The sequence below is a fragment of the Nocardia cyriacigeorgica genome (assembly GCF_010868145.1).
Classification (GTDB): domain Bacteria; phylum Actinomycetota; class Actinomycetes; order Mycobacteriales; family Mycobacteriaceae; genus Nocardia; species Nocardia cyriacigeorgica_D.
Map to the genome: position 1 here is coordinate 180,225 of NZ_JAAGUY010000005.1, position 25,144 is coordinate 205,368.

Annotated in this window: 22 protein-coding genes; 11 read left to right on the forward strand and 11 right to left on the reverse strand. The window is 67.6% G+C overall.

What is annotated here, in order from left to right; translation table 11 throughout:
• Positions 1 to 64 precede the first annotated feature (64 nt).
• From GV792_RS09840 to GV792_RS09860, 5 genes are all read left to right on the forward strand, one after another.
• Positions 65 to 2,185, forward strand: coding sequence for an ABC transporter ATP-binding protein (locus GV792_RS09840; protein WP_163823805.1), 2,121 nt, complete (start codon positions 65 to 67; stop codon positions 2,183 to 2,185).
• On the forward strand, positions 2,182 to 2,922 hold the full coding sequence (locus GV792_RS09845) for an energy-coupling factor transporter transmembrane component T family protein (protein WP_163823735.1): 741 nt from the start codon (positions 2,182 to 2,184) through the stop codon (positions 2,920 to 2,922). Before GV792_RS09840 ends, GV792_RS09845 begins: the two co-directional genes overlap by 4 nt.
• A gap of 115 nt (positions 2,923 to 3,037) precedes the next feature.
• The gene (locus GV792_RS09850; RefSeq protein ID WP_163823736.1) at positions 3,038 to 3,559 is read left to right on the forward strand and encodes a YbaB/EbfC family nucleoid-associated protein; all 522 of its coding nucleotides are present in this window, start codon (positions 3,038 to 3,040) and stop codon (positions 3,557 to 3,559) included.
• The gene (locus tag GV792_RS09855; RefSeq protein ID WP_163823737.1) at positions 3,559 to 3,873 is read left to right on the forward strand and encodes a WXG100 family type VII secretion target; all 315 of its coding nucleotides are present in this window, start codon (positions 3,559 to 3,561) and stop codon (positions 3,871 to 3,873) included. Before GV792_RS09850 ends, GV792_RS09855 begins: the two co-directional genes overlap by 1 nt.
• A gap of 231 nt (positions 3,874 to 4,104) precedes the next feature.
• A complete protein-coding gene (locus GV792_RS09860) occupies positions 4,105 to 4,755 on the forward strand; it encodes an ammonium transporter (protein ID WP_163823738.1) in 651 nt (216 codons plus the stop codon).
• A 136-nt stretch (positions 4,756 to 4,891) separates the two neighbouring features.
• Here the strand turns inward: GV792_RS09860 and GV792_RS09865 are convergent, their stop codons facing one another.
• The 5 genes from GV792_RS09865 to GV792_RS09885 form a co-directional block, all read right to left on the reverse strand.
• Positions 4,892 to 5,071, reverse strand: a complete 180-nt coding sequence (locus tag GV792_RS09865) for an antitoxin (protein ID WP_280234876.1) — start codon at positions 5,069 to 5,071, stop codon at positions 4,892 to 4,894.
• 129 nt (positions 5,072 to 5,200) lie between these two features.
• On the reverse strand, positions 5,201 to 7,507 hold the full coding sequence (locus GV792_RS09870; protein WP_163823739.1) for an ATP-dependent DNA ligase: 2,307 nt from the start codon (positions 7,505 to 7,507) through the stop codon (positions 5,201 to 5,203).
• 68 nt (positions 7,508 to 7,575) lie between these two features.
• Positions 7,576 to 7,815 (reverse strand): antitoxin, encoded by a 240-nt coding sequence (locus GV792_RS09875; RefSeq protein ID WP_163823740.1) that lies wholly within the window; start codon positions 7,813 to 7,815, stop codon positions 7,576 to 7,578.
• Positions 7,816 to 7,852: 37 nt separating this feature from the next.
• Positions 7,853 to 8,995, reverse strand: a complete 1,143-nt coding sequence (locus GV792_RS09880) for an MBL fold metallo-hydrolase (protein ID WP_163823741.1) — start codon at positions 8,993 to 8,995, stop codon at positions 7,853 to 7,855.
• Entirely contained in the window at positions 8,995 to 9,720 is a 726-nt protein-coding gene (locus GV792_RS09885) for an enoyl-CoA hydratase (RefSeq protein WP_163823742.1), read from the reverse strand. The genes GV792_RS09880 and GV792_RS09885 overlap by 1 nt, the downstream gene beginning before the upstream one ends.
• 109 nt (positions 9,721 to 9,829) lie before the next feature.
• Here GV792_RS09885 and GV792_RS09890 point away from each other — a divergent pair, with 109 nt between their 5' ends.
• Positions 9,830 to 11,023 (forward strand): NAD(P)-binding domain-containing protein, encoded by a 1,194-nt coding sequence (locus tag GV792_RS09890; RefSeq protein ID WP_163823743.1) that lies wholly within the window; start codon positions 9,830 to 9,832, stop codon positions 11,021 to 11,023.
• An 8-nt stretch (positions 11,024 to 11,031) separates the two neighbouring features.
• Here the strand turns inward: GV792_RS09890 and GV792_RS09895 are convergent, their stop codons facing one another.
• The 6 genes from GV792_RS09895 to GV792_RS09920 all read right to left on the reverse strand — a co-directional run bounded on the left by GV792_RS09895 (position 11,032) and on the right by GV792_RS09920 (position 18,641).
• Complete coding sequence (locus tag GV792_RS09895; RefSeq protein WP_175582974.1) at positions 11,032 to 11,886, reverse strand: aldo/keto reductase; 855 nt, start codon at positions 11,884 to 11,886, stop codon at positions 11,032 to 11,034.
• A 95-nt stretch (positions 11,887 to 11,981) separates the two neighbouring features.
• The gene (locus tag GV792_RS09900; protein ID WP_375154301.1) at positions 11,982 to 13,511 is read right to left on the reverse strand and encodes a carboxyl transferase domain-containing protein; all 1,530 of its coding nucleotides are present in this window, start codon (positions 13,509 to 13,511) and stop codon (positions 11,982 to 11,984) included.
• Between the two features lie 62 nt (positions 13,512 to 13,573).
• Positions 13,574 to 14,176, reverse strand: a complete 603-nt coding sequence (locus GV792_RS09905; protein ID WP_175582973.1) for a GTP-binding protein — start codon at positions 14,174 to 14,176, stop codon at positions 13,574 to 13,576.
• The gene (locus GV792_RS09910) at positions 14,157 to 14,531 is read right to left on the reverse strand and encodes a DUF742 domain-containing protein (protein ID WP_163823745.1); all 375 of its coding nucleotides are present in this window, start codon (positions 14,529 to 14,531) and stop codon (positions 14,157 to 14,159) included. The genes GV792_RS09905 and GV792_RS09910 overlap by 20 nt, the downstream gene beginning before the upstream one ends.
• Positions 14,532 to 14,538: 7 nt before the next feature.
• Complete coding sequence (locus GV792_RS09915) at positions 14,539 to 14,958, reverse strand: roadblock/LC7 domain-containing protein (RefSeq protein WP_036533017.1); 420 nt, start codon at positions 14,956 to 14,958, stop codon at positions 14,539 to 14,541.
• Positions 14,955 to 18,641, reverse strand: a complete 3,687-nt coding sequence (locus GV792_RS09920; protein ID WP_218579869.1) for a sensor histidine kinase — start codon at positions 18,639 to 18,641, stop codon at positions 14,955 to 14,957. Before GV792_RS09920 ends, GV792_RS09915 begins: the two co-directional genes overlap by 4 nt.
• 317 nt (positions 18,642 to 18,958) lie before the next feature.
• On the opposite strand from GV792_RS09920, the gene GV792_RS09925 reads away from it, so the two are divergent.
• The 5 genes from GV792_RS09925 to GV792_RS09945 all read left to right on the forward strand — a co-directional run bounded on the left by GV792_RS09925 (position 18,959) and on the right by GV792_RS09945 (position 25,081).
• Positions 18,959 to 21,040 carry an AMP-binding protein gene (locus GV792_RS09925; RefSeq protein ID WP_163823746.1) on the forward strand — a complete coding sequence of 694 codons (2,082 nt, stop codon included), beginning with the start codon at positions 18,959 to 18,961 and terminating at the stop codon, positions 21,038 to 21,040.
• A 111-nt stretch (positions 21,041 to 21,151) separates the two neighbouring features.
• Positions 21,152 to 21,538, forward strand: coding sequence for a hemophore-related protein (locus GV792_RS09930; RefSeq protein ID WP_163823747.1), 387 nt, complete (start codon positions 21,152 to 21,154; stop codon positions 21,536 to 21,538).
• A gap of 46 nt (positions 21,539 to 21,584) precedes the next feature.
• Positions 21,585 to 22,304 (forward strand): response regulator transcription factor, encoded by a 720-nt coding sequence (locus GV792_RS09935; RefSeq protein ID WP_163823748.1) that lies wholly within the window; start codon positions 21,585 to 21,587, stop codon positions 22,302 to 22,304.
• Between the two features lie 10 nt (positions 22,305 to 22,314).
• Complete coding sequence (locus GV792_RS09940; RefSeq protein ID WP_175582972.1) at positions 22,315 to 23,784, forward strand: sensor histidine kinase; 1,470 nt, start codon at positions 22,315 to 22,317, stop codon at positions 23,782 to 23,784.
• Positions 23,785 to 23,914: 130 nt separating this feature from the next.
• A complete protein-coding gene (locus tag GV792_RS09945) occupies positions 23,915 to 25,081 on the forward strand; it encodes a hypothetical protein (RefSeq protein WP_178124421.1) in 1,167 nt (388 codons plus the stop codon).
• Positions 25,082 to 25,144 lie beyond the last annotated feature (63 nt).

Sequence of the window (25,144 nt, forward strand, 5' to 3'; positions counted from 1 at the left end):
ATGCGTACATGCGCATGGATGCAACACCTTCATGTCGGGCTGGCAGACTTGTGCCGTGAGTGATGTGTCCACCGAATCGGCCGAGCGCGCCGAACACGGCCCGCTACGGCCGATCGAGCTGGCCACCGGCGCGGTCCTCGGCGGTGTCACCGTCGGCCTGGTGACGATCGGTTCGGTGGTACCACTCGCGACCGCCTTGCAGCTGGTCGCCGCGGTGCCGATGGGCCTGCTGGCACATCGCTACCGCTTCCGTGCCGTGGCAACCACAACCGTCGCGGCGGCGCTTGTCACCTTCGTCGCGGCCGGGTTGCTCCCGGCCATGGGGATGGCGGCCTCGGCCACCATCGGCGGCATCATCGGCGGGGTCAAACGCAGACATGGCGGCATCGTTGCCGTCTTCGGGTTGTCGCTGATCGCCGGTCTGGCGTGGGCAGCCTTCTCGATCGGTTTCCTGCTGGTGTTCTCCACCTCACGCAACCTGCTGTTCGACACTATCCGCAATACCTCCGAAGGTGTGAAAGACCTCGCCGGGCGGGCGCCCCAACTGGAGCCGCTCGGCAACGGCGTCGCCGAACTGACCGATGTGGTGCTGCGCTTCTGGTGGATCTATATCGGTGGCGGCGTGCTGTTCGGCACGATGCTCACGGCTGTCATCTCCTGGTTCGTTCTGGGATCGGTCCTGGATCGGCTGGACTGGCTGCCCGGCAGCGATCGGCTCGACGCCCCCGTCGACGACCGGCCGGTGGCACCGCTGCCGGTGACCATGCGCGAGGCCGGATATCGGTATCCGGGCGCGAGCACCGATGCGCTCACCGGGATCGATCTCACTGTCGAGGTCGGCGAGTTCGTGGCAGTCGTCGGCCACAACGGCTCGGGCAAATCGACTCTGACCCGCCTGCTCGCCGGACTGCCACCGTCCACCGGCATCGTGGAACGGCCCGGCTCGGCCGGACTCGGACATCTGGGCGGCACCGCGCTGGTGCTGCAACGACCGGAGAGCCAGACCCTCGGCGTGCTCGTCGCCGATGACGTCGTCTGGGGTCTGCCCGCCGTGCTGGCCGAGCAGGTCGACGTCGACGGCCTGCTGGGCGAGGTCGGCCTCGACGGCATGGGCGAGCGCGAAACCGCCGCCCTGTCCGGTGGTCAGCAGCAGCGCCTCGCTGTCGCGGCGGCACTGGCGCGCCGACCCGCGCTGCTGATCGCCGACGAGGCGACCTCGATGATCGACCCCGACGGCCGCCGCGAGCTGGTCGCACTGCTGGCCCAGCTGCCCAAGCGCCACCGGATGGCCGTCGTGCTGGTCACCCATCACGAAGCCGACGCGGCCGCCGCCGACCGGGTCGTGCATCTGGCCGGCGGTCGCGCGGTGGATCGACTACCCGCCTGGCCGAAACCGGGTATCGATCAGCGCCGCCATCCGATGGGCGAGCCGATCATGAACCTGCGCGATATCCGCCACACCTACAACCGAGGCACACCGTGGCGGGCACCGGCGCTGCACGGCGTCGATCTATCGGTCCGCCGGGGTGAGGCATTGCTCGTCGTCGGCGGCAACGGCTCGGGTAAATCCACCCTGGCCTGGATCATGGCCGGACTGATCACGCCGAGCGCTGGACACTGCGAGCTCGCCGGGAAGCCGGTCACCTCGCAGATCGGCCGGGTCGCGCTGGCGTTCCAGCACTCGCGGCTGCAACTGCAACGCCAGACCGTCGGCGAAGAGATCGCCGATTGGGGAGGCCGGGCCACCGGGTCCGGCGCGGTCGGGCGCGCATTGGATGCGGTCGGCCTCGACCGCTCGCTGGCGGCCAGGTCGATCGAGGAACTCAGCGGCGGGCAGGCCAAACGAGTCGTGCTGGCCGCGATCGTCGCCAGCAGACCACAGGTGGTGGTGCTGGACGAGCCGCTGGCCGGACTTGACCCTGAGGGCCGCGCCGATATCGTCGACCTCCTCGCCCGGCTTCGCGATTCGGGGCTCACGCTCATCGTCATCTCGCACGATGTCGACGATGTCGCCGCCATCTGCGACCGGACGGTGCATCTACGCGACGGCCGGATCGCCGAATCGGTGCACGCGAGCGAACCGGGCGCGGCCTCCGAGTCTGTGGCACAGCACGCCAGAACCGCACCTCGAGGAACACCGCTACCCGGCGCCGCGTGGCGGATCGAACAGGGAGGCCGGCCATGAGCATCGTGCTGCTGCGACAGGTCCCGGTGGCCAGCCCGATCCACCGGCTGTGGGCCGGAACCAAGATGATCGGCGTCTTCCTGATCAGCGTGCTGCTCATGTTCTGGCCGACCTGGCCGATCCTCGGCATCATGACCGCGTTCCTGGTGCTGGTCGGCGTCCTCGCCCGGCTGCCGCTCGGCACGTTGCCGCGACTGCCGTGGTGGTTCTGGGGGCTGGCCGCGGTCGGCGCGCTGATCAACCTGCCGGTCGGCGGCGCGGCGGTCCTGAGATTCGCGCAAGTCCTGGTGTTCAGCCTCATCCTGGTGGCCGCATCGTTCCTCATTGCCTGGACCACCCCGATGAGCGAGATCGCGCCCGCACTGGCCAAGCTCGGCGCACCGCTGCGCAGACTGCGCGTTCCGGTGGACGAGTGGGCCGTGGTGGTCGCGCTGACGCTGCGCGGCCTGCCGTTGCTGATCGAGGAGATCCGGGTCCTGCACGCCGCGCGGCGCCTGCGCCCCAAGGACGACCTGCTGCACCGTGCCGCCGACAACGGTCTGATCGACATCCTGACCGCGGCGATGGCGGTATCCACCCGGCGCGCAGGCGAATTGGGTGAGGCGATCACCGCACGCGGCGGCACCGGGCAGCTCACTGCCAACCCGGCCTCACCGAGTCGCGTCGACGCGGTCGCGCTACTCGTTGTCGTCGCGGTGTGCGCCGGTTCCGTCATGATCGACTTGCTGTTGCTGTGACACACTGGTGGTCGGATCGGCCCGGATCACGGCACCCGCGAAATCGATGGAACCGAACGCAGGCCCACCGCGTCGAAATGGGTATACGGACCGAGTCTCGGAACAGGGGTAGGCGATGAATGACGACCGGGAAGCCATGCGCTCCCGCAACGACGCGTTGCGCGCTCAGGTCGGCGACATGCTCGAGACCTTCGAACGGCAGCGCCAGGATCTGGCCGCCGCGCAGCAGCGGATCGCTACCGCACAGGTCACCGCGTGGTCGTCGGACAATCTCGTCCGGGTGACGAGCAATGCCGCAGGCATTCCGCTGGATGTGCACATCGAACCCGATGCGTTCAAGCGCTCCAACCCGGAACGGCTCGGCCGCTCGATCACCGAGGCCGTCCAGGCCGCCGCCCGCGAAGGCGTGCAGGTCTCGCAGCAGGCGTTCGCGCCGATCGAGGCCGCCGCCGACAATCTTCCCGATCTGCCGGATCTGGTGCCCGGCGCACCGAGCATCCGCGATCTGGTCGACAGGCTGATCCCGGAACCGCCCGCCGTGCAGGACACCACGCCGCCCGCGTCGTCACAGCCTCCGCTCGACGATGACGACGAGGACGAGTACTACCGCAACCGCAGCTACCTCGAGGGCCGTTGATGAGTACGCTGAAGGCCGATCCGGAAGCGATCAAGGCCACCGAGCCGGGGTTCCAGAGCTTGGCCACCCAGGTGGCCGATGCCCTGAGCACCCTGAAGTCCGCGCTGGACGCCGAGGGCGAATGCTGGGGCGCCGACGAGATCGGCGAGAGCTTCGCCGGGAACTACACCCCGGGTGCCGAGAAGGCACTGAAAGCGGTGGAGATCCTCAGCACCACGCTATCGGCGATGGGCTCGGGCGCGACGACCACGGCCACCTCGCTCGAGGGCCAGGACCAGGCGATCGCCGCCGCATTGAGCAAGGACTCCGCCTAGCCGCTCCCTCATCAGATTCTCAATAGCTTTGCGCTATAACGGGCGGCAGGTTTGGTACTGGCCCAAACCTTCCGAAATACCCGTAATTCCGTCGTATCAAACCAGCCTCCGGTTGTAACGTGGCGTGCAGGAGAGCTGTCCACTTGATCACAAGCTCCGTGCGCGGGGCGGGGAAGTTCCACAGCGCGCGGAGCGTTCGGTAGGGAACCTGATGAAGATGGGAACAACAGAATGATCTTCCGTAAAATCGCCGCGTTGGTGGTGCCGGTAGCGGCTGCCATCGTGGTCGGCGCAGGCACAACCCATGCGCAGCCGGCCGCGGCCCCCGTACCCGATATCGGGTACGAGGCCAAGCTGGTCGGCGACAGAATCATCACCACACTGACCGGGGGTACGTTCGAAGTCGCCGGTAATACCTTGAATATCAAGGACTCCGCTGGCAATACGGCGATCAGCATGCCGTTGGCCTTCCGGCAGGACGGGCTGGAATTCCCGATGCCTCGCACTGTTCGCAACGAGGGGCGCGAGCTCGAGCTCACCGTCGTCAAGGACTACACGCAGGCGCGGCCTGTGCCTGTCACGCCGGTCGCATCGTTGGAGGAGAACCAGCGGGCACAGGATGCCTTCTTGGCACAGTTCGGGATCGCAACGGCCATCGGCGGATTCATCGGCACGGTGATCGGCGCAATCGTTGGACTCGTTGGAATCGCGCTCGGCCCAACCGTCATTGCGAGCGTCCTCGCCGGCGCAGCACTCGGCGGAATCATCGGCACCGTGGTCGTCGGCGGACCCACCCTGCTCATCGCCGGAATTGATCTGATCAACACGCTCGCCGCCCCGCCCGGCAGCACCAAGTGGATGGACCAGACCGGCAGGAACTGATCAGGAACCCACCCAGAAACACGACACTGGGCCGATCGCAGCCAGCGCGATCGGCCCAGTTCCGTTCACAGACCCGGAATCCCGGCCGGAGCGTCGGCCCGCGGCATACCGGATTCCGGCAATGCGCAGGGCTGCTTCAGCCCTGCTTGCGCACTGCGTTCTTCGCGGCTTCCTGCGCGGTGTCGACCTTGTCGGCGAACTTTCCGCCGGTCTTCTGATCGACGATGTCGCCTGCCTTGTCGATGACGGTGTCCACCTTGTCGGCGTTCTTCGCCGCCAGGTCCATCGCCTTACCGGCCAGGTTCTTGAAATCCACGTGCACTCCTCGGTGTCGAGCCGCGTTCGAATCGCGATCACCGTACCCGCGCTCACGGCGCTCGCCCGGATACGGCAGAGTGATTGCACCACATTCGACACCGGTTTGCTCAATTGTTGCCAGATGAATTCAGTTGGTGCGACCCAACCAGGCCGGATGCCAGAGCCTTCCGCTGTCGGTCCAGTTCATGAAGCGCACGGTGCCGCTCAGTTCCGGGGTCACCCAGGTGGCGTTCTTGGTTTCCTCGCGCGACATCTCGTTGACGAAGGGGCTGGTCTTGCGACGGCGCCGGTGCAGTCGCGCGTACAGGGTGCGCAGCTCGTCATCGCTGAAGCCGGTGCCGACCCGGCCGATGTAGACCAGTTTGCCGTCGTCGGGAATGCCAACCAGCAGCGAGGAGAACGGCCGGGCTTCGCTACCGCGCCAGCCACCGACCAGCACCTCCTGGGTACGCCAATTACGTTGTTTGACCCAGGAATGGCCGCGTTTGCCGGGCAGGTAGACCGAATCCCTGCGCTTGGCCACCACACCCTCGGTCCCTTCGGTGCGGCTGATCTCCAACGCGTCAACGCCATTGCCCTCCAACTGCGGCGGCACCATCAGCGCGGGCACGGCGGCGGCCAGCGCCTCCAGTACCTGACGTCGATCGCTGTAGCGTTTGCGCAGCAGCGAGGTGCCGTCGAGGTAGAGCAGATCGAAGGCGACCAGTTCGGCGCGGCGGGTATTGGCTTGCAGTAGAGCGAGATTGGCGACGCCATTCGGATCGAAGACCACCGCCTCACCGTCGAGCACCACCCGGTGCTCGGACAGCTCCTCGGCGAGCGCGGCGATCTTCGGATAGCGCTCGGTGACGATATTGCCCGCGCGGCTGCGCAATGTCGGTGTCCCGTGGTCGAATTCGACGATCAGCCGGTAGCCGTCCCATTTCGTTTCGAAGACCCATTCCTCGGGATCGAGACCGGCGACTTCGCCCGACGTGGCGAGCATCGGCGACAGCCCGCGGGGCAGATCTGTGCCGCCGGTAGCCGCGCCGTCGCCCTCCGCCGGCTGCTCCTTCATCAGATGCATCAACCAGTTCTTGCCACCGGTACGGATCAGCGCGTACCGACCCCGCAACCGCTCACCTCGCAACACAACGATCACCTCGTCGTCGCGCCACTTCTCGGTCTCGTACGTACCCGAGTCCCAGATCGTCATCTCCCCGCCGCCGTACTCGCCCTTGGGGATGGAACCGTGGAAGTCCAGGTATTCCATCGGATGGTCCTCGGTATGGACGGCGAGGCGGTTGTCTTTGGTATCGGTCGGCGGGCCCTTCGGCACCGCCCAGGACACCAGCACGCCGTCACGCTCGAGCCGCACATCCCAATGCAATCTGCGCGCGTGATGTTCCTGGATGACATACCGATTCCCCGGCCCAGGCGTCGGCGGTTGCGCGGGGACGGGTTCCGGTGTGCGGGAAGGGTCGCGCATCGACCGGTAGGTGCTCAGCGCATCGGGACGTGACGAATCCCGCTGGGCCAGTGTCGGATCGAGTTCTTCCAGCAGATCGCCGTCGGCCTGGTATCGGGCCAGGACTTCGTCGAACCGCAGATGACGCAGTGATTCCCGATCCTCGATCTCCTCCCAGCTGCGCGGCGCGGCCACATTCGGCTCGGCGCGCCCGCGCATGGAATACGGCGCGATGGTGGTCTTGGCCGGATTGTTCTGACTCCAGTCCAGAAAGACTTTGCCCGCACGCACTTTCTTCGCCATCGTCGCGGTGACCAGTTCCGGATGCATCTTCTCCAGATTGGTGGCGACCTGCTTGGCGACCGTGGAAGCACCGCCGGGGCTCAGCACCCGATCCAGCGGCACATACAGGTGAATCCCTTTGCTACCACTGGTGACCGGGAAGGCACGCAAGCCGATGCCGGCGACCATATCCCGCACCTCTAGCGCGACCGTGGCGCATTCGGCGAGCCCGGCCCCAGGACCAGGATCGAGGTCGAAGACCAATCTGGTTGCCGGACCCATCTCATTTCCGTCGAATCGCCATTGCGGCACATGGACTTCCAAGGAGGCCTGCTGGCCCAGCCAGGCCAGTCCGGCCTCGGAATCGATCACCGGATAGGTGACGGTGCGGTCGGAATGGCGTATTGAGCGCCGTACCAGCCAGTCGGGTGCATGGGCGGCGAGGTTCTTCTCGAAGAACGAGGATTCGGCGACACCGTTGGGCCAGCGTTTCCTGGTGACCGGACGTCCGGCGACGTGCGGGAGCATGGCGGGTGCGATCGCCGTGTAGTAGGCGATGACCTCGCCTTTGGTGGTCCCGGTGTCCGGGTAGAGCACCTTGTCCAGGTTGCTCAGTTCTATCTCGATATCGGGCTGCCCCGCCGCGTCTCGAAAGCTGCGGCGCAACCCGTTGTCCGCGACCCGGCGGCGGGAACCGGCGTTCATTCGGTCCCCGCCGCGGGCGGCCTGCGGACGGTCAATGCCCTGCGGGCGGTCTCGGCTGCGAGAGCGGACTAGGCCTGCGGACCCGGCTGTCCGCCCGGCTGCTGACCCGGCTGGCCGGGCTGCTCCGGCGGAACGGCCTTCTTCGCCGCTTCCTTGCCCTTCTCGATCTTGTCGGAGTACTTGCCCTTCGTCTTCTGATCAATGAAGTCGCCACCCTTGTCGATGGCTTGATTGATCTTGTCCGAATTCTTGGCAGCGGCCTCCTGACCCTTGCCGACCAGGCCCTTCAAGGTGTCCATCAAGCTCATATGCCCTACGTCCTTCCCTGTGCCGTCGATGAGGTGTTCACCCGATATCTTTCCACCACAACTGCCCGGACGGCAGGTCATCGGGATCCAGACGCTCGCCCGGCTTGGGCACTGCCACGGTGGTGCCCGCCGCGCGCGCCGCCGTCACCATCCGCTGTACCGGTTCCGACCACCCGTGGAAGGCCAGATTGAACGTGGCCCAGTGGATCGGCACCAACAGGCCGTGGCCGGCATCGCCCACGCACAGATCGGCGTGCGCGCGCACCGCCTCCTCCGGGTTCATGTGCACGTCGGTCCAGCGCTCGTCGTAGGCGCCGATCGGCAACAGCGTCAGATCGAACGGCCCGAGCTTGGCGCCCGCCTCGGCGAAGGCCTTGGTGTATCCGGTGTCGCCACCGAAATAGACGCGCCGGGTGGGGCCTGCCAGCGACCACGACGCCCACAGTGTGGTGTTGCGGACCAGGCCGCGGCCGGAGAAATGCCGAGCCTCGACACAGGTGATCGTCAGGTCAGTGCCGTCGCGGTCCCGGCCGAGAGCGGATAGGGAAATCGAACCGCCCCAGTCCAATTCGATGATCCGGTCGTCGGGCACACCCCAGTGCCGCAGATGTGCGCCGATACCGACGGGCACGACGAACGGCGCGCTCTGCGCCGCGACCAGCGCGCGCACGGTGGCGGCGTCGAGGTGGTCGTAGTGGTCGTGGGAGATGATCACCGCGTCCACCGGTGGCAGTTCCGACAGCGGTGCGGGCACCGGATGCATCCGCGCCGGGCCGACCAGCGGTGACGGCGACACCCGTTCGCTCCACACCGGATCGGTGAGGATCCGGTAGCCGTCCACCTCGATCACCGCGGTCGCATGCCCGAACCAGGTGACGGCGAGGTCGGCCGCCTCCGCGGGCAGCTGCGGCGTCACCAACGGCACCGGGCGCGCCGGGCGACCGGCATTGCGCTGGGTGAGGAACGAACGCAGCAGCGAGGGCGCCGCGCCGGGCGCGATCTGGCTGCTCGGCTCGGTGTTGTGGAACTGCCGGTTGCGGTAGCTGGTGGCACCGGTCGCATACGGCTGGATCGCCGAGATCGACGCCCCCATCGCCGAGGGCAGACCCCACAGCGCCCGCGCCACCCAGGTGACCCCGAGCGCGCCCGCTGCGCCGGTGACGATTCGTCGCATCCGCATCATCGCCCCGTGAACTTCGCCGCGCGCTTTTCTTGCCTGGCCAGGCGGCCCTCCTGGGCGTCGGCGCTGGTCCAGGCAGCCTCCAACGCCTCGCGCTGCTGGATATTGTCCGGTTCGCGGGTGCCGTCGTCGTTGAGCACCAGTTTGAGATGGCGCAGCGACAGCGGCGCCAGTTCCGCGATGGATTTGGCCCAGGCCTGCGCGTCGGCGAGAGTGCCGAGCCGGTTGGCGAAGCCGAAGCTGTAGGCGTCGGATGCCGAAATCGGCTCCGCACCGAGCAGCATGGTGCGGGCGGGTCCACCGCCGATCAGTGACACCAGGCGCCGTGCGGTCCACCGATCGACGGTGATGCCGAGCTTGGCGGCAGGGATGGCGATATAGGAATCCGGAGCGAGAACACGCAGGTCAGAGGCGAGGGCCAGCTGCACGCCCGCGCCGAGCGCGGCACCGTTGATCGCCGAGATCACCGGGACCGGCGCCGACTCGATGGTGTGCAGCATCTCCAGCAGACGATCGAGGAAATTCTCCGAGTACACCCCACCCAGATCGGCACCCGCGCTGAAGATCGGCCCTCGGCCGGTGAGCACGATGACCCGCGCCTGCTCGGCGGCATCGAGCACCGCATCACGCAGCCGCACGACCAGATCGATATTCAGGGCATTCCGACGGTCCTCGCGCTGTAGTTCGATGGTGACGACATCACCATCGCGGCTGACACCGAGCATGCTTCCTCCCCAGCTGAACGAAATCCGACTGTTGAGTTCATGCTGCCACAGGAGCTGACACAGGCCGGCGACGGCGCGAATAGCATCGGAAGCTGTGCTGTCCGATCACATGACAACCTCCGCCGCCGCCGATCCCGGCGCACCGGCGGCGGACTATCCGATCCTGGTGATCGGTGCGGGCCAAGCCGGATTGTCCGCGGGTTATCACCTGCGCAGGCGCGGGCTGGTCCCCGAACGAGACTTCCTGATCGTCGATCACGCGCCCGGTCCCGGCGGCGCCTGGCAGTTCCGGTGGCCCTCGCTGACGCTGACCACGGTGAATCGGGTCCACGATCTGCCGGGGATGTCATTCGCCGATACCCTGCCGCCGGGATCGGAATCGGCACCGGCCGCCACCGCGGTTCCGCACTACTACGAGCTCTACGAAAAGCGGTTCGACCTGCGGGTGCGGCGACAAGTGCGGGTCACTGTGGTGTGTGACCGCCGTACGCACGACGCTCCGGCGGGCGAAGGTTCCGGTCAGCACAGCGGGCCTTCGAGCCGGGCCGATGGTGCCGGGCGCGGCGGGCTGCTGCACGTCGAGACCGATTCCGCAGGCACGATCCGGGTCCGCGGTCTGATCAACGGCACCGGCACCTGGGAGCACCCGTTCATCCCGCGTTACCGGGGCGCAGAGACGTTCTCCGGGCGTCAGCTGCACACCCGCGACTATCACTCCGCCGGCGACTTCGCAGGCAAGCATGTGGTCGTGGTCGGCGGCGGCATCTCGGCGGTGCAGTTGCTCGATGAGATCTCCGAGGTCACCACGACCACCTGGGTGACAAGGACCGAGCCGAAGTTTCGCGAGACCCCATTCCAGGAGGACGACGGCAGGCGTGCGGTAGCGATCGTCGAAGACCGGGTCCGGCGGGGGCTGCCGCCCGGCTCGGTGGTCTCGGTGACCGGACTACCGCTCGATGACCGGCTGCGCGACGCCAGGGACCGCGGCGCACTGCACCGCCTGCCCATGTTCCATCACATCGAACCCGACGGAGTGCGCTGGGCCGATGGCACCTTCCAGCCCGCACAGGTCATCCTGTGGGCGACCGGCTTCCGCAGTGCACTCGACCACCTCGCGCCGCTGCGGCTACGCGGGCCAGGTGGCGGCATCACCATGACCGGACGGCTGGCCACGCAGGTCGCCGTCGATCCGCGCATCCATCTCATTGGGTACGGGCCGTCGGCCAGCACCATCGGCGCGAACCGGGCGGGGCGGGCCGCCGCGGTCGAACTCACCGATCACCTGGGTGTGGGCAGCCGCTGACCGAGTCTCTAGTCGAGCCCGGCGGCGAAGGTCGCCGGGTCCGGGCCGACGCGTCCACCGTCGTCGAGTGCGCTGATCGCGGCCATCTGTTCGCCGGACAGCTCGAACCCGAAGACATCGAAGTTCGACACGATCCGCGATGGAGTCACCGACTTCGGGATGACGATATTGCCCAGCTGCAGGTGCCATCGGATGATCACTTGGGCGGGCGTGCGATCCACCGCCGAGGCGACCTCGGTGATCACCGGGTTATCGAGCAGGGTGCCCTGGCCGAGCGGGCTCCACGCCTCGGTCGCGATCGCATGTGCGGCGTGGTATTCGCGCAGCTCACGCTGGGTAAGCCGGGGATGGAGCTCGATCTGGTTGACGGTGGGGATCTCGCCGGTCTCCCCGATCAACCGCTCCAGATCCGGGACCCGGAAGTTCGACACCCCGATCGAACGCACCCGACCGTCGGCTTTGAGCGTCTTGAAGGCCTTGTAGGTGTCGACGAAGCGATCCGCGGACGGCGCGGGCCAGTGGATCAGGTACAGGTCGAGATAGTCCAGGCCCAGGCGTCCCATACTGGCGTCGAAGGCACGAAGTGTGGAGTCGTAGCCCTGTTCGGAGTTCCACAGCTTCGTCGTGACGTAGACCTCGTCACGCGGGAGCCCGAACTGGCGGATGGCCCGCCCCGTCCCCTCCTCGTTGCCATAGATGGCCGCGGTGTCGATGCTGCGGTAGCCGGCCTCCAAAGCGGCCGTGACCACGGGAAAGACATCGTCGGCCGGAACCTGGAACACCCCGAACCCGAGCTGCGGGATCACGTTCCCGTCGTTCAGCACGATCGAGGGAACTGCGCTGGTCTCGCTTCTGAAGGTCACTGTTCCGAAGGTAGAAGCGCCGGGCCGCATGGTCAACGAGCAGCTGCTACGTGTCTCGGTGGGCGAGCCGCCGCACCGGTACAGCAGCGGACCGCTCAGGTCCCCGCGTGGGGGAGGCCGAGACGGCGGTAACGGAGATGGCGGGTGGCACGCAGCTCGGTGACCGGGGTGGCACGCAGGCCGGCCAGTTCGCCGGCGATGGCGGCGACCATGCGGCGGGCGAATTCGATGGGCTCGTCTGCCGCGTCCGGCTTCTCGTCGACGATGCGGTCGACGATGCCCGCGGTCTGTAGATCGGCGGCGCGAATGCCCTGGGACTGCGCCAATTCCGGGGCGTGCGCGGTATCGCGGTGGACGATGGCACTGGCGCCCTCGGGCGGCAGCGGGGCGAGCCAACCGTGCGTTGCGGCGAGGACCCGATCCGCCGGTAACAGGGCGAGCGCGCCCCCGCCGGTGCCCTGGCCGAGCAGGACCGAAACGGTTGGGGTGTCCAGAGTGACGAGATCGGAAATGCACCGCGCGATTTCGGGGGCGAGGCCACGCTCCTCGGCCTCCTTCGACAGGGCAGCGCCGACCGTGTCGATCACCAGCACCAGCGGCAGCCGCAGCTCCTGAGCGAGCTGCATACTGCGCCGCGCCTCCCGTAATGCCGCCGGGCCCATGGTGTTCTCCCCCACCTGACCGGCCCGGTCGTGACCGAACACCACACACGGGTGGCCGCGGAAGCGCGCCAGTGCCAGCACCACGGTCCGGTCCGTTTCCCCCTGCCCGGTGCCACTGAGCGGAACCCGTTGTGTCACATGGCGTAGCAACTCGCGCAGCCCGGGGCGGTCTGTGCGGCGCGAACTCAGTACCGACTCCCAGGCCGGGATCTCCCGCACTGCGCTGCCGTCGTCCACGCAGACCCGGCCGGCATCAATCCGTCCCTGGCCGACGCCCCCCGAAGCCTGTTCCTCATCCGGCACTCCACTGAGCACACTCAAGGCCCGGTGCGCGATGCGACGGAACACCGAAAGCCCGACCACGCCGTCGATGACGCCGTGCCGGTAGAGGTTTTCGGCGGTCTGCACACCGCTCGGGAACGGGCGGTCGTAGAGGGCCTGATACACGCGGGGCCCGAGGAAGCCGATCATGGCGCCGGGCTGCGCGAAGGTCATATGGCCGAGCGAACCCCAGGACGCGAACACCCCGCCCATGGTGGGGTCGCGCAGATAGACCAGATAGGAGTGGCCTGCGGCCTTGTGGGCGGCGACCGCACCGGCGATCTTGACCATCTGCACGAAGGCGACGGTGCCCTCCTGCATCCGGGTACCGCCGGACGTCGGCGAGGCGATCAACGGCAGGCCGAGTTCGGTTGCCCGCTCGACGGCGGTCACGATCCGCTCGGCAGCCGCCACTCCGATGGAGCCCGCGAGAAAACCGAACTCGCAGGCGATCACAGCTACCCGGCGGCCGCGCAGCAGTCCTTCGCCGGTGAGCACCGCTTCATCGGTACCCGCCCGATCCGCGGCAGCGCGCATATCGTCGCGGTATCGCGAGGACATGTTCACCGCGAGTGGCGGCTGGTCCCAGCTACGGAAGGAGCCAGGATCGAGCAGCGCTTCGAGTAGATCGACGGCGCAGATCCTCCCCGATCCCGCGCCGACGCCTACCGCCGAACCGCTGCGTCGCTGCCCGCCGGCGCCGATCAATAGCCCTGCATCACCTTGCGCAGGGCGTACTCGGTGAGCGCGACCAGCGCCTGCTTGGCCGGCTCCCGACGGCGGGCGTCGATGGACATGATCGGCACATCACCGGAGACGGCCAGCGCCTGCCTGATGTCCTCGATCGGGTATCGCGGCGCGTCGTCGAACTCATTGAGCGCCACCAGGAAGGGTAGGTTGCGCGCTTCGAAATAGTCAACGGCCGCGAAGCTGTCTTCCAGCCTGCGGGTGTCGACCAGCACCACGGCGCCGATGGCGCCCTTGATCAGGTCGTCCCACATGAACCAGAACCGGTACTGGCCCGGCGTACCGAACAGGTACAGCACCAGGTCGTCCGCGAGGCTGATCCGGCCGAAGTCCATCGCCACCGTTGTGGTGTTTTTCATCGGAATGCCGGTCAGGTTATCGATTCCGGCACTCGCGTTGGTGACCAACGCTTCGGTGCGCAGCGGAACGATCTCCGAGACGGCGCCGACCAATGTCGTTTTACCCACACCGAAGCCACCCGCGACCACGATCTTGGCCGAAGTCGGCTTGGCGGTACGGGTATCGACCTGCGCCGTCGAATCAAATACGCCGGAGTCCACTGAGAACCCTTTCGATCAGCTCGCGACGTTCATCGTCGCTGGAGTCGTCTTTCAATGTGGCGGAAACGCGCACGTGCCCCGCTTCTATGAGATCTGCCACGAGCACACGCGCCACCCCGATGGGTATACCCAATCGAGCCGCAAGTTCAGCCACGGACGGCGATTCTCTGCACAACTCCACGATGGACGTTTCGATGTTGGTCAGTTCGAACTGCCGCTCGGGGGCGACCGGATGCGATGCGACGAGGGCCTCCAGCGCGAGCTCGACCGCGGGCCGGGTACGACCCGCGGTCAGCGAATACGGGCGAACCAGGCTCGGCTCGGAGCTCCCCACACGATGATCTTCTATGTCCATCCCACCATCAGGAACCCATCGTGACGCGTGGAGTGGCCTGAACTGTCTGGCCAACACGCTCGACCAACAACGCCATCTCGTAGCCGACCTGACCGATATCACACGAGGTGTTGGTCAGGACCGCCAGATACGAACCGTCGCCGACAGCCATGAGCAGTAGGTAGCCGTGTTCCATCTCGACCACCGACTGCAATACGGTGCCGCCCTCGAACAGGTTCGACACACCCACCGAGAGGCTCGCGAGCCCTGCGGTGACGGCCGATAGCTGTTCGGCACGATCGACCGGGAGCTGTGCGCTCGCGGCCATCAGCAGACCGTCGGCCGAGACCAGCACGGCATGGGCTACGCCAGGAACCTCGTTGGCGAAGTTCGAAACCAGCCAATCCAGCTGACGGTTCGTACCACTACCACCTAGATCGGGGTTCATCGGTCTCCTTTGTCTCCGGTTAGGTTCATTGCCTTCATTGCGCGGCCATCCCGGACGCCCTGCTGGTGACGACTCAAGCTGGACCGGATCGTTTCGGGATCGCGACTCGGTGCCCGATCCACGGCGCCGCTGACGGCGCCGGGCACGAGTCGTCCACCCGGATTACGCTGCGGCAGACCGGCTGCCGTTGTAGCGGTGGGTTTGGCTTCGCTGGCCCGCTGCGCAGCCTGCCAGCCTTCGTCACCGGGTGATTCGAAGGAGGCAGCCGCCTGAGATCGGTCCGCGTTCGGATCCGACAGCCAGGCCGACATCATTTCGGCGAAGATCGGCGTTCCACCCATCACCGGGTCGCCGCTCTCCTCGGCAGGCTGCAACCGGGTCTGGAAGAACGAGGCGGTCCGCTCCGGGTTGGCACGGTGGCTGTGCCTGCCCCGATCGCGTCCGGCGTCACCGGAGCCGTTGGGCTCCGAGTGCGCACCGTTCGCCACGGGCTGGGCGCCGCCGTCCCGCTGCGGCAGTGCGACACCCGGCGCGTTCTCGACCCGCGGCGGCAGGCCGTTACCACCCGGCTGACGCTGCGGCAGGCCGCCACCGGAGCCCGTCGAGCGCTGGGGCAGGTCGGTCTGGCGCTGCGGTAGTTCGGTCGAACGCTGGGGTAGATCCATCTGACGCTGGGGTAGCTCCGTGTGACGCTGGGTGACATCCGGGCGCCGAGGCGGCAGCCCCGGCTGCGCGCTGCCGTTGGCCAGGCCACCGACGGCCTCGATCTCGCCGGACCGATCCGCCGCGGGCTGACGCTGCGGTAGACCGGACTGTCCGGGCGCACGTAGCGGCAGGCCATTCGGACCCGCTTCGCGGGGCGCCGGACCATTCTGACCCGGCTCCCGCTGGGGCAGACTACCGGCCGACGGCTCACGCTGCGGCAAACCACTCGCACCGGCCTCACGCTGCGGCAGACCACTGTTGCCCGCTTCACGCTGCGGCAGACCGCCCGTGGACGGTTCACGCTGCGGCAGACCGCTGGGGCCCGCCTCGCGCGGCGGCACACCACCGGCCGACGGCTCACGCTGCGGCAGACCACTCGGGCCGGCCTCACGCTGCGGCAGACCACTCGGGCCGGCTTCACGCGGCGCAAGACCATTCTGGCCGGCCTCACGCTGGGGCAATCCGCCCGGTCCGGCCTGTCCCGGCTGACGCTGCGGCAGGCCACCGGGGCCACGCTGCGGCAGGCCGCCACTCACGTCAGGCTGCGGAGCCTCACCGGCACCGGACTCGCGCAGCGGGAGCCCACCGGTCGGCTGCGGAACGCCATTCGAGCCGGGCTGCCGCTGCGGCAGCCCGCTGTTCGGATCACGCGACGGCGGTGTGGCGGCGGGCCGTTCGGCCTGCGGACCACCCGGACGCGGCGGTACCGGACCACCGGGGACGACACTGCGCTTGGGCATGCTCGCCGCGGCGAGCTTGCCGCGCTGCGGGCCTGTGCCCTGCTGACCCGTTGGGGGTCGCAGCGTGGCACCGGACTGCTCGGCTTCACCGCGCAGACCCGAGGCCATTGCCGAGCCGGGCTGCCGCTGCGGCAGTCCGCCACCCGGGGTGGCGGGCCCAACGGACGCGTTCGCCGCGGCCGCACGATCCTCGGCACCGGCCGAAATCGGACCGCTCACGCCGGGATCGACGGTGACCATCATGTTGCCGCCGGGAGTGCGGCTGACCGAGCGCATCTGCATCGACGACGGAGCCGACGGCCGCTGCGGCTCACCGGCCGGAGCCGGGGACGGCTGCGGTACCAGCGGACCGGAACCACTCTTGTCGGCGACGATCAGGCCGACCGGCACGTGCACCGTGACGGTGACGCCCGGGTCGCGCGCGGTATCGAAGGTCGGGCGCAGCCGCACGGTGAGCCCGTGCCGCTCGGCCAACCGGCCGACCACGAACAGACCCATGTGGCGGGCGGTATCCGGACCGGGCTCGGCGGTGGTCTCCAGCCTGCGGTTGATCTCGGCCATCTCGGTCGGCGGCATGCCGATACCGCGGTCGGCGACCTCGATCAGCAGACCCTGGTCGTGGGCCTGGGCGAAGGTGAACTTCACATCCGTTTCCGGCGGCGAGGCACGCAGCGCGTTGTCGAGCAGCTCGGCGAACAGATGCGCGAGGTCGGAGGCGGAGGGTTCCTTCAGCGAACCGCGCGGGGTGGCGCCGAGCTTGACCCGCTCGTAGTCCTCGACCTCGGAGATCGCGGCACGCAGCACGTCGGCGATCTCGACCGGCGCGGACTTGGAGCGGCGCTGCTTGGTGCCGGCGAGAATCAGCAGGTTGTCGCCGTTTCGACGCATACGGGCGGCGAGATGGTCCAGCCGGAAGAGATTCTCCAGCAGACGCGGGTCCTTCTCGTCGTACTCCATCGCCTCGATGAGCGTGAGCTGATGATCGACGAGCGACTTCGAGCGGCGAGCGAGCGTCTCGAACATGTCGTTGACCTGGGTACGCATCTGCGCCTGGTCACTGGCCAGGCGCAGCGCCTGACCATGGATGTCGTCGACGGCGCGGGCCAGCTGACCGATCTCCTCCTCGGAGCGGATCGGCATCGGCTCCAGCGGCACTTGCTCGGGCGAGGCACCATTACGCAGCTGGGCCACCTCGTGCGGCAGGTCGCTCTCGGCGACGCGCAGCGCGGCGAGACGAAGACGGTGCAGCGGCACGATCATCGACCGCGCGACGAACACGGCGAGCAGCAGTGCGGCGAGGATGGTCAGCAGCACCACGATGCTGTACATGATGGCGTCGGACCGAGCCGTATCGGCGAGGTCGCGGACACCGCCGACGATGTCGTCGGTCGAGAACGCGACCAGCGCCTCGGTGGTATCGAGGCTGGACAGGATCGACTGGCGCGCCTCGCCCAGCGGCAGCTGCCCGGATTCGGCGGCAGGCCCGGTGAGCATGCCTTCACGGGCCTCGATGCCTTGGCGCAGGTCGTTGATGTTGCGGTCGTCGGCGGGGAACCGTTCGGCGAGCAGGGCGAGCAACGCCCGTTCGGTATTGGTCGCGACCAGATAGGTCTGGGTGCCCACTTCGCGATCCTGCAGGTACACCGCAAGACCGACGACCTCGCCGAGCATGGTCGAGCGCATGTTCAGCGCGTCGACCAGGCGCAGCTTCGCCGCGTCGATCTGCGGATCACTGACCTGTGCGACGATCTGTTCGACGGCCTCGACACCGTTGCTGCGGTAGCGGTCGATCTGATCACGAGCCTCGAGCGGCGGCAGCGGCGTCGGGGACAGCCCGAGCGCGCGCACCTCCTTGGCCTGATCGAGCATCTCCTGCAGTGGCTGCTGCGCACTCGGCAGGTCGGCGAGGGCGCCGATCGCATCCTCGGTCTCGGCAATGGCCTTGTCGAGGTCGACGAGGTTTTCCTCGGTCACCAGCGACCGGCCACCGATATTGATGACCTGGGAACCCGCGACCGTCGAGGTCGCGGCACTCAGGCCGGTGACGACCGGGATGACCTCGACGTTGTCGGCGGCCGAAGCGAGCCTGTTGGCCTCGCTCCACTCGGACGAAATCTTGGACACGCCGAGGCCGACCGCGACCGCCAGCGGCACGGCGAGCACCGCCGTAACCTTCCAGCGCAGGTCCCAGTTACTGAGCTCCCAGCGCTTTCTGCCGGACCTAGCGGCGTCACGCATCTCCCACTCACTTTCCACACTGGCCCCAGCCACGCGCCATCAGCGGAACCTCCACAATCGCATGCTGGCTCGACAGACGGTGCTGGCCGAGTACTGCGGCTGGCCGAGAAATTGCGTCTACGACGGACCGAATAAGTGACATCAGATTCTAACGGATCAATAACTTCTTGGTTTACCCCGCATCGGCACACTGCCAGTGACCAGCCCGTTCCAGGCAAAACCAAAGGTCGCGGCACCCACCCGGGCGTCGCGTGAAGTCTGCCACAATCGTGCTGATCTATCGAGGCGGGCATCGAAGCGAGGCTAGGGAGCACGGGTTGAACGCGAGGAACGAGTACCGACCGGTCTACCAGACCAGCCTCGTCGATCCCGCCGAGTTCTGGGCCCATGCTGCCACCGCCATCGACTGGGAGATACCCCCGGACCAGGTGATCGATACCACGGCCCGGCCTGCGGCGCGCTGGTTTCCCGACGCCAGGCTCAACACCTCGTTCAATGCGCTCGACCGGCATGTGCGTGAACTGCCCGAGAACGGCGAAGGCGCGGGCGGCCGAGCCGACCAACCCGCCCTTATATACGACTCGGCTATGACCGGCGTCAGGGGGGTTTACAGCTACGCCGAGCTACTGACCGAAGTGTCACGGTTCGCCGGCGCGATGTCACGGCTCGGTGTCGCCAAGGGTGATCGGGTCGTGATCTATCTGCCGATGATCCCGGAGGCCGTTATCGCGATGCTGGCCTGCGCACGCATCGGCGCGGTGCATTCAGTGGTCTTCGGCGGGTTCGCCGCGCCGGAGCTCGCCGCCCGCATCGACGACGCGGAGCCGGTGCTGATCATCACCGCGTCCGGCGGGTTGGAGCCGGGACGCCGGATCGAGTACCCGCCGATCGTGATGCAAGCGCTCGACCTGGCGCGGACCACCATGCCGCGCAACGTCATCGTCAAGCAGCGGGCCGCCTTCCCGACCATCCCGTTCCCCGAGCCGCTACCGGCCACCGAATCACTGCCGAGTTCGGCCGATACGGTCGCCGCCCGCTGGCTGGATTGGGAAGACGCCATCCACGAGGCCCCGCTCGCCGAGCCGGTCTCGGTCGCGGCGGCCGATCCGCTCTACATCCTCTACACCTCTGGCACCACCGGCAGCCCGAAGGGCGTGGTCCGCGACAACGGCGGGCACGCGGTCGCACTGAGCTGGTCGATGCGCAATATTTACGACGTGAGCCCGGGCCAAGTGATGTGGGCGGCTTCGGATGTGGGCTGGGTCGTCGGCCACTCCTACATCGTCTATGCGCCGCTGCTCGTCGGTGCCACCACACTTCTGTACGAAGGCAAACCGATCGGCACCCCGGACGCGGGCGCCTATTGGCGCGTGGTCGCCGAATACGGCGTGCACGTACTGTTCACCGCGCCGACCGCGCTGCGCGCCATCCGTCGTGCGGATCCGGACGCCACCCTGGCCCACACCTACGACCTGTCCTCGCTGCGCGCATTGTTCTGCGCCGGTGAGCGACTGGACCCGACTACCTACGAGTGGGCCGTGGACACCTTGCTCGCCGAACGACCGGACTGCCCGGTGGTCGACCACTGGTGGCAGACCGAGACCGGATGGCCGATCTGCGCGAATCCGCTGGGGCTGCAGCAGCTGCCGATCAAGCCGGGGTCGGCGTCGGTGCCGGTACCCGGGTATCGGCTGCGGGTGCTGGATTCGTCGGGCAATCCGGTCGCGGCGAATGTGGAGGGCAATATCGTCATCGGCCTGCCGTTGCCCCCGGGTGCGCTCAGCGGACTGTGGCACGACGACGAGCGGTACAAACGTTCCTATCTATCGGCCTACCCCGGCCACTATCTGACCGGCGACTCCGGCTATTTCGACGACGACGGATACCTGTTCGTCCTCGGCCGCAGCGACGACGTGATCAATATGGCCGGGCACCGGTTGTCGGCGGGCAGCATCGAGGCCGCCATCGCGGGCCATGAGGCCGTCGCCGAATGCGCGGTGATCGGCCTGCCCGATGAGCTCAAGGGCCAACGGCCGATTGCCTACGTGGTGCTCAAAACCGGGGTCGAGGTGGACAAGGATCAGTTGCGCGAGGAGCTGATCCAGCGTGTGCGCACTCAGATCGGGGCCATCGCCACCCTGCACGATGCGGTCGTCGTCGCGGGGCTGCCCAAGACTCGTTCGGGAAAGATCCTGCGTAAGACCATCCGCCAGATCACCGCGGGCGAGACGTACGAGGCACCGTCCACCATCGAAGACCCAGCGGTGCTCGTCGCGCTCGAAGACCAGATCATGGCCGCGCATCCCGAGCTGTTCACCAGCCGTCCGGCCGGCGGTGACGGCAATGGAAACGGCAACTCCGGCGAGATCGTGCCGGATTCGGATCCGGTTGCCCAATAGGGTCATACATCCGTGACGTCCTCAGAGTTTTCACAGGAGCGGTTCACGCGCATGCCAGCCCCGACCAATAGCGTCGAGGCGTCCGTCACCGATCTTGTAGGAGGCAGCATTATGAACCGTTTTCGTGGCAGGGCCACCCTCGCGGCACTCACCGTGGCCGGAGCCGCCACCGTGACCGCGTTCCTCAGTCCCGCCGTCGCGTCCGCGGGCCCGATGGAGCTGGCCGCGCCGCTGCTCGAATCCGATTGTTCGTTCACACAGGTCGATGCCGCGTTGCACGACCAGGCCCCACAGCTCGCGGCCATGCTGGACGCGAACCCAGAGGTCAAGGCGGAACTGCAGGCCAAGTTCGAACAGCCGGTCGAGCAGCGTCGCGCCGAACTGCAGCGTTACATCGACGAGAACCCCGAGGCCGCGCAGCAGGCCGAGAACGATCCCCGCGCCGCCGGTCTGAGCCAGACCCTCCAGAAGGTGGCCGACACCTGCCGCAACTACTGAGCACCGGGCGCGCGGTTCGGTGATCGCACCGGGAACTGACGGCACAATGAACGACGTGACCAGCGATCGCACCGCGAACCCGACCGTCCTCGTCGTCGACGACGACGAGGACGTGCTCGCCTCGGTGGAGCGTGGGCTGCGCCTGTCCGGCTTCCAGGTTCTGGTGGCCCGCGACGGTGGCGCGGCCCTGCGCGCCGTCAACGAGCACTCCCCCGACGCCATCGTGCTCGATATGAATATGCCGGTACTCGACGGCGCCGGTGTGGTCACGGCGCTGCGGGCCATGGGTAACGAGGTGCCCATCTGTGTGCTCAGCGCCCGCAGCTCGGTCGACGACCGGATCGCCGGGCTGGAATCCGGCGCCGACGACTACCTGGTGAAACCGTTCGTGCTCGCCGAACTGGTGGCGCGGATCAAAGCGCTGCTACGTCGTCGTTCCGATACGCAGACACCAGCCACCCCCGGCGCGGTCACCGTCGGGCCACTCGAGGTGGACGTGGCCGGATATCGGGCACTGCTGAACGGCCGCGAAGTCGACCTGACCAAGCGGGAATTCGAACTGCTGTCCACACTGGCCCGCAATGCGGGCGTGGTGTTGAGCCGGGAACGACTACTGGAGTTGGTCTGGGGCTACGACTTCGTCGCCGATACCAATGTGGTGGACGTGTTCGTCGGCTATCTGCGGCGCAAGCTCGAAGTGGAAGGGACGCCGCGGTTGCTGCATACGATTCGCGGGGTCGGGTTCGTGCTGCGAGCGCCGAAATGACAGGGCGGACATGAGCGCCGGCTCGGCGCCGGATCAGCCCGGCCCATCACATGGAGCCAACACCTCGCGACCGCGCGATGCAGTCACCGGCACACCGGGCCGGACATCTCCCGCTGGCACTGCCGATCGCCCTCGTAGACGGGCCTATTCGCTGCGCACCAGGGTCGCCGGCGCGGCAGCGGCAGGCGCGATTCTCATCATCACGATCCTGAGCGTCATCACCTTTCAGACGATCGAGCGGGTCAATGTCGAGCAGACCGATCAGCAACTCACCCTCGCGTCCAGGCTGGTGCTGATCGATCCGGTGATCGCGGTCGGCCTGGTCAATCTCATCGGCCCGAACGAGAACATGGCGCTCACCGTGCGAGACGACGGCGAGCTGACCGCGACTACCGCGATCGAACTTCCCGATCTGCCACCGGGATCGCGAACGGTCACCGTGGACGGCGCGTCGTATCGCGTCCTCACCACGACCGAGAATCAGCAACCCGGCCGGACCGTGTCGATGGGCATTCCGAACGCCGACGCCGCCCGCGCCACCGCTGAACAGCAGCGCTGGGTACTTGGTGGGGGCCTGCTCGCCATCGCCGCCTCGGCCGGGCTCGGCTGGCTCTTCGGTGGCCGCGCGGTGCGGCCGATCGTCGACCTCACCAGTCAGGTCGGCGCGCGCAGCGGCTATCGCGACCCGGAACAGCCACCACAACCGGTGGACGGCTCCGGCGTGCTCGAGGCCGAGAAGCTCGCCGACGCGGTGAACACCATGCTGTCGCGGGTCGATCAAGCCCAGGGCGAAACCGCCGCCGCGCTGGAAACCGCCCGCGACTTCGCCGCCGTCTCCGCGCACGAACTACGCACCCCGCTCACTGCCATGCGCACCGACCTCGAAGTCCTGCGCACCCTCGACCTCGACGATGCCCAGCGCGCCGAAATCCTCGACGACCTGCACCGCAGCCAGGGCCGGGTGGAGGCGACGCTGTCCGCGCTGGAACGCCTCGCCTCCGGCGACCTCACCCATGAGCGCGACCACGTCGACACCGACGTCGGCGATCTGTGCGACCAAGCCGCTCACGACGCCATGCGCCATTTCCCAGGTTTCACCGTCCGCATCGACACCGATGCCGAACTCGTCACCCGCGGCCTACCCGCCGGACTGCGCCTCGCCGTCGACAATGCCCTGGCCAACTCGGTCAAACACGGCGGCGCCACCGAAGCCCTCGTCTCCGCCCACCGAGCCGATGGCGGCCACATCGTCGTATCGATCGACGACAACGGCCGCGGCATCCCACCCGACGAACGCTTTGCAGTCTTCGACCGCTTCTACCGCGGCAGCCAAGCCACCAAGGGCGGTTCCGGACTCGGACTCGCGTTGGTCGCCCAGCAGGCGCAATTGCATGGTGGGCAGGCATTTTTCGATGACGGGACGCTCGGCGGTATTCGGCTGGTCCTCGACCTACCCGCACGTCCCGCACCAATGGCCTGAGTACCGCAGATTCCGTGTGCGACGGCCGTACCGGGGCGCGGCTCAGCAGCTTCACGACTGTGCCGGTCCTTACCGAAACCTCAGAGAATCACCAACAGCCGGAACATAACCCGGTTCTAATGTCGGCGCTGTGATCGGAAAACGCGCCCGCTGGGCACTTCTCGCTACTGTCGTCGTCGGGGCCGGGGCGGTGGGTGGGTTCGCCGCCTGTGGGCGTTCATCGGCAACGCCGAGCGGGATCGCCTTGGTCAACGCCGATTCCGGGCCGACCGGTGAGCGCGTTGTTCAGGCAGTTCAGCAGGCTGGTGGTCATGAATGGACAACGGTGGCGCCGGGTGAGGCCGACAGCGACGACTACGCGGCCGTGATCACGCTTCCCGCCGACCTGACGGAGTCCATGGGCACGCTGGCCGGGCCGGACCCGCGCCGGGCGAAGGTCACGGTGGCGACGAGTCCGGGGGCGGACGCCGATCTGGTGAACGGGGCGGTCGCCACGGTGACCAAGCACATCGGCGCGGTGGGTGTGGATGCGGCGTTGTCGGCCACGGCTGCCGCCAGATCGGAGATGACGAGTGTGCAGTTCACCGCTCAGATGTTGAACGCGGGGGTGAACGTGGCGGCCGCCGGTGCCGATCAGTTCACCGCGGGCGCCGATCAGCTGCTCGGCTTTCTGGATATGGCTACAAACGGTTCCGCGCAGTTGACTTCGGCGATCGAACTGCTGAACACCACTGTCGACGGCGCCGCCGCCCAGGCCGAACAGCTCGCCACCGCTCTGGATTCGACCAACCTGACGATCGCGCAGGTGCGGCAGTCGGCGAACACGATGACGTCGGGGCTCGATCAGATCCTGCCGCTGCTACGCGGACTGCCGTTCGCCGGCGATCCGCAGGTGGCCGACGTGATCGACAAGTTGCAGGCGTTGCGCGATGTGTCCGGCCAGGCCGGTGCCCAGCTCACCGGCCTCGGCACGCTGACCGGCGCCGCCGTCGACCCGAACACCGACCTCGGCACCCTGCTGCGGACTGTGGTGTCCCGATTGACCAGTGCGAGCGATCAATTGACCAAGGGCGCCCAGCTCGCCGAATCCCTGCCTCGGCTCGCCGAAGAAGGCGGCGCCCAACTACTGGCCGCCATCGGCATGATCGAGACCGGCATCGGGCAGCTTCAAGGCATCGTCACCAACCTCAACGGTCAGACCGGCAAGGCGCTCGCAGCCCTGCCCCAGCGCGGCACGGCACAGCAGTCGGCGGTTGCCCTCGCGCTCACCGATCCGGTCGAGATCGTGCGGGAGTGAGCAGCCGGACCGGGTTCGTCGACTATCCACCCCCCACACAGCGAATGAGCGTGAGGTGGTCAC

Excerpts from the sequence above, each read along its gene's own strand:
- GV792_RS09845 (WP_163823735.1), top strand. The coding sequence starts at position 2,182 with ATGAGCATCGTGCTGCTGCGACAGGTCCCGGTGGCCAGCCCGATCCAC.
- GV792_RS09850 (WP_163823736.1), top strand. The coding sequence starts at position 3,038 with ATGAATGACGACCGGGAAGCCATGCGCTCCCGCAACGACGCGTTGCGC.
- GV792_RS09855 (WP_163823737.1), top strand. The coding sequence starts at position 3,559 with ATGAGTACGCTGAAGGCCGATCCGGAAGCGATCAAGGCCACCGAGCCG.
- GV792_RS09860 (WP_163823738.1), top strand. The coding sequence starts at position 4,105 with ATGATCTTCCGTAAAATCGCCGCGTTGGTGGTGCCGGTAGCGGCTGCC.
- GV792_RS09870 (WP_163823739.1), bottom strand. The coding sequence starts at position 7,507 with ATGAACGCCGGTTCCCGCCGCCGGGTCGCGGACAACGGGTTGCGCCGC.
- GV792_RS09875 (WP_163823740.1), bottom strand. The coding sequence starts at position 7,815 with ATGAGCTTGATGGACACCTTGAAGGGCCTGGTCGGCAAGGGTCAGGAG.
- GV792_RS09880 (WP_163823741.1), bottom strand. The coding sequence starts at position 8,995 with ATGCGGATGCGACGAATCGTCACCGGCGCAGCGGGCGCGCTCGGGGTC.
- GV792_RS09885 (WP_163823742.1), bottom strand. The coding sequence starts at position 9,720 with ATGCTCGGTGTCAGCCGCGATGGTGATGTCGTCACCATCGAACTACAG.
- GV792_RS09890 (WP_163823743.1), top strand. The coding sequence starts at position 9,830 with ATGACAACCTCCGCCGCCGCCGATCCCGGCGCACCGGCGGCGGACTAT.
- GV792_RS09910 (WP_163823745.1), bottom strand. The coding sequence starts at position 14,531 with ATGGACATAGAAGATCATCGTGTGGGGAGCTCCGAGCCGAGCCTGGTT.
- GV792_RS09915 (WP_036533017.1), bottom strand. The coding sequence starts at position 14,958 with ATGAACCCCGATCTAGGTGGTAGTGGTACGAACCGTCAGCTGGATTGG.
- GV792_RS09920 (WP_218579869.1), bottom strand. The coding sequence starts at position 18,641 with ATGCGTGACGCCGCTAGGTCCGGCAGAAAGCGCTGGGAGCTCAGTAAC.
- GV792_RS09930 (WP_163823747.1), top strand. The coding sequence starts at position 21,152 with ATGAACCGTTTTCGTGGCAGGGCCACCCTCGCGGCACTCACCGTGGCC.
- GV792_RS09935 (WP_163823748.1), top strand. The coding sequence starts at position 21,585 with ATGAACGACGTGACCAGCGATCGCACCGCGAACCCGACCGTCCTCGTC.
- GV792_RS09940 (WP_175582972.1), top strand. The coding sequence starts at position 22,315 with ATGAGCGCCGGCTCGGCGCCGGATCAGCCCGGCCCATCACATGGAGCC.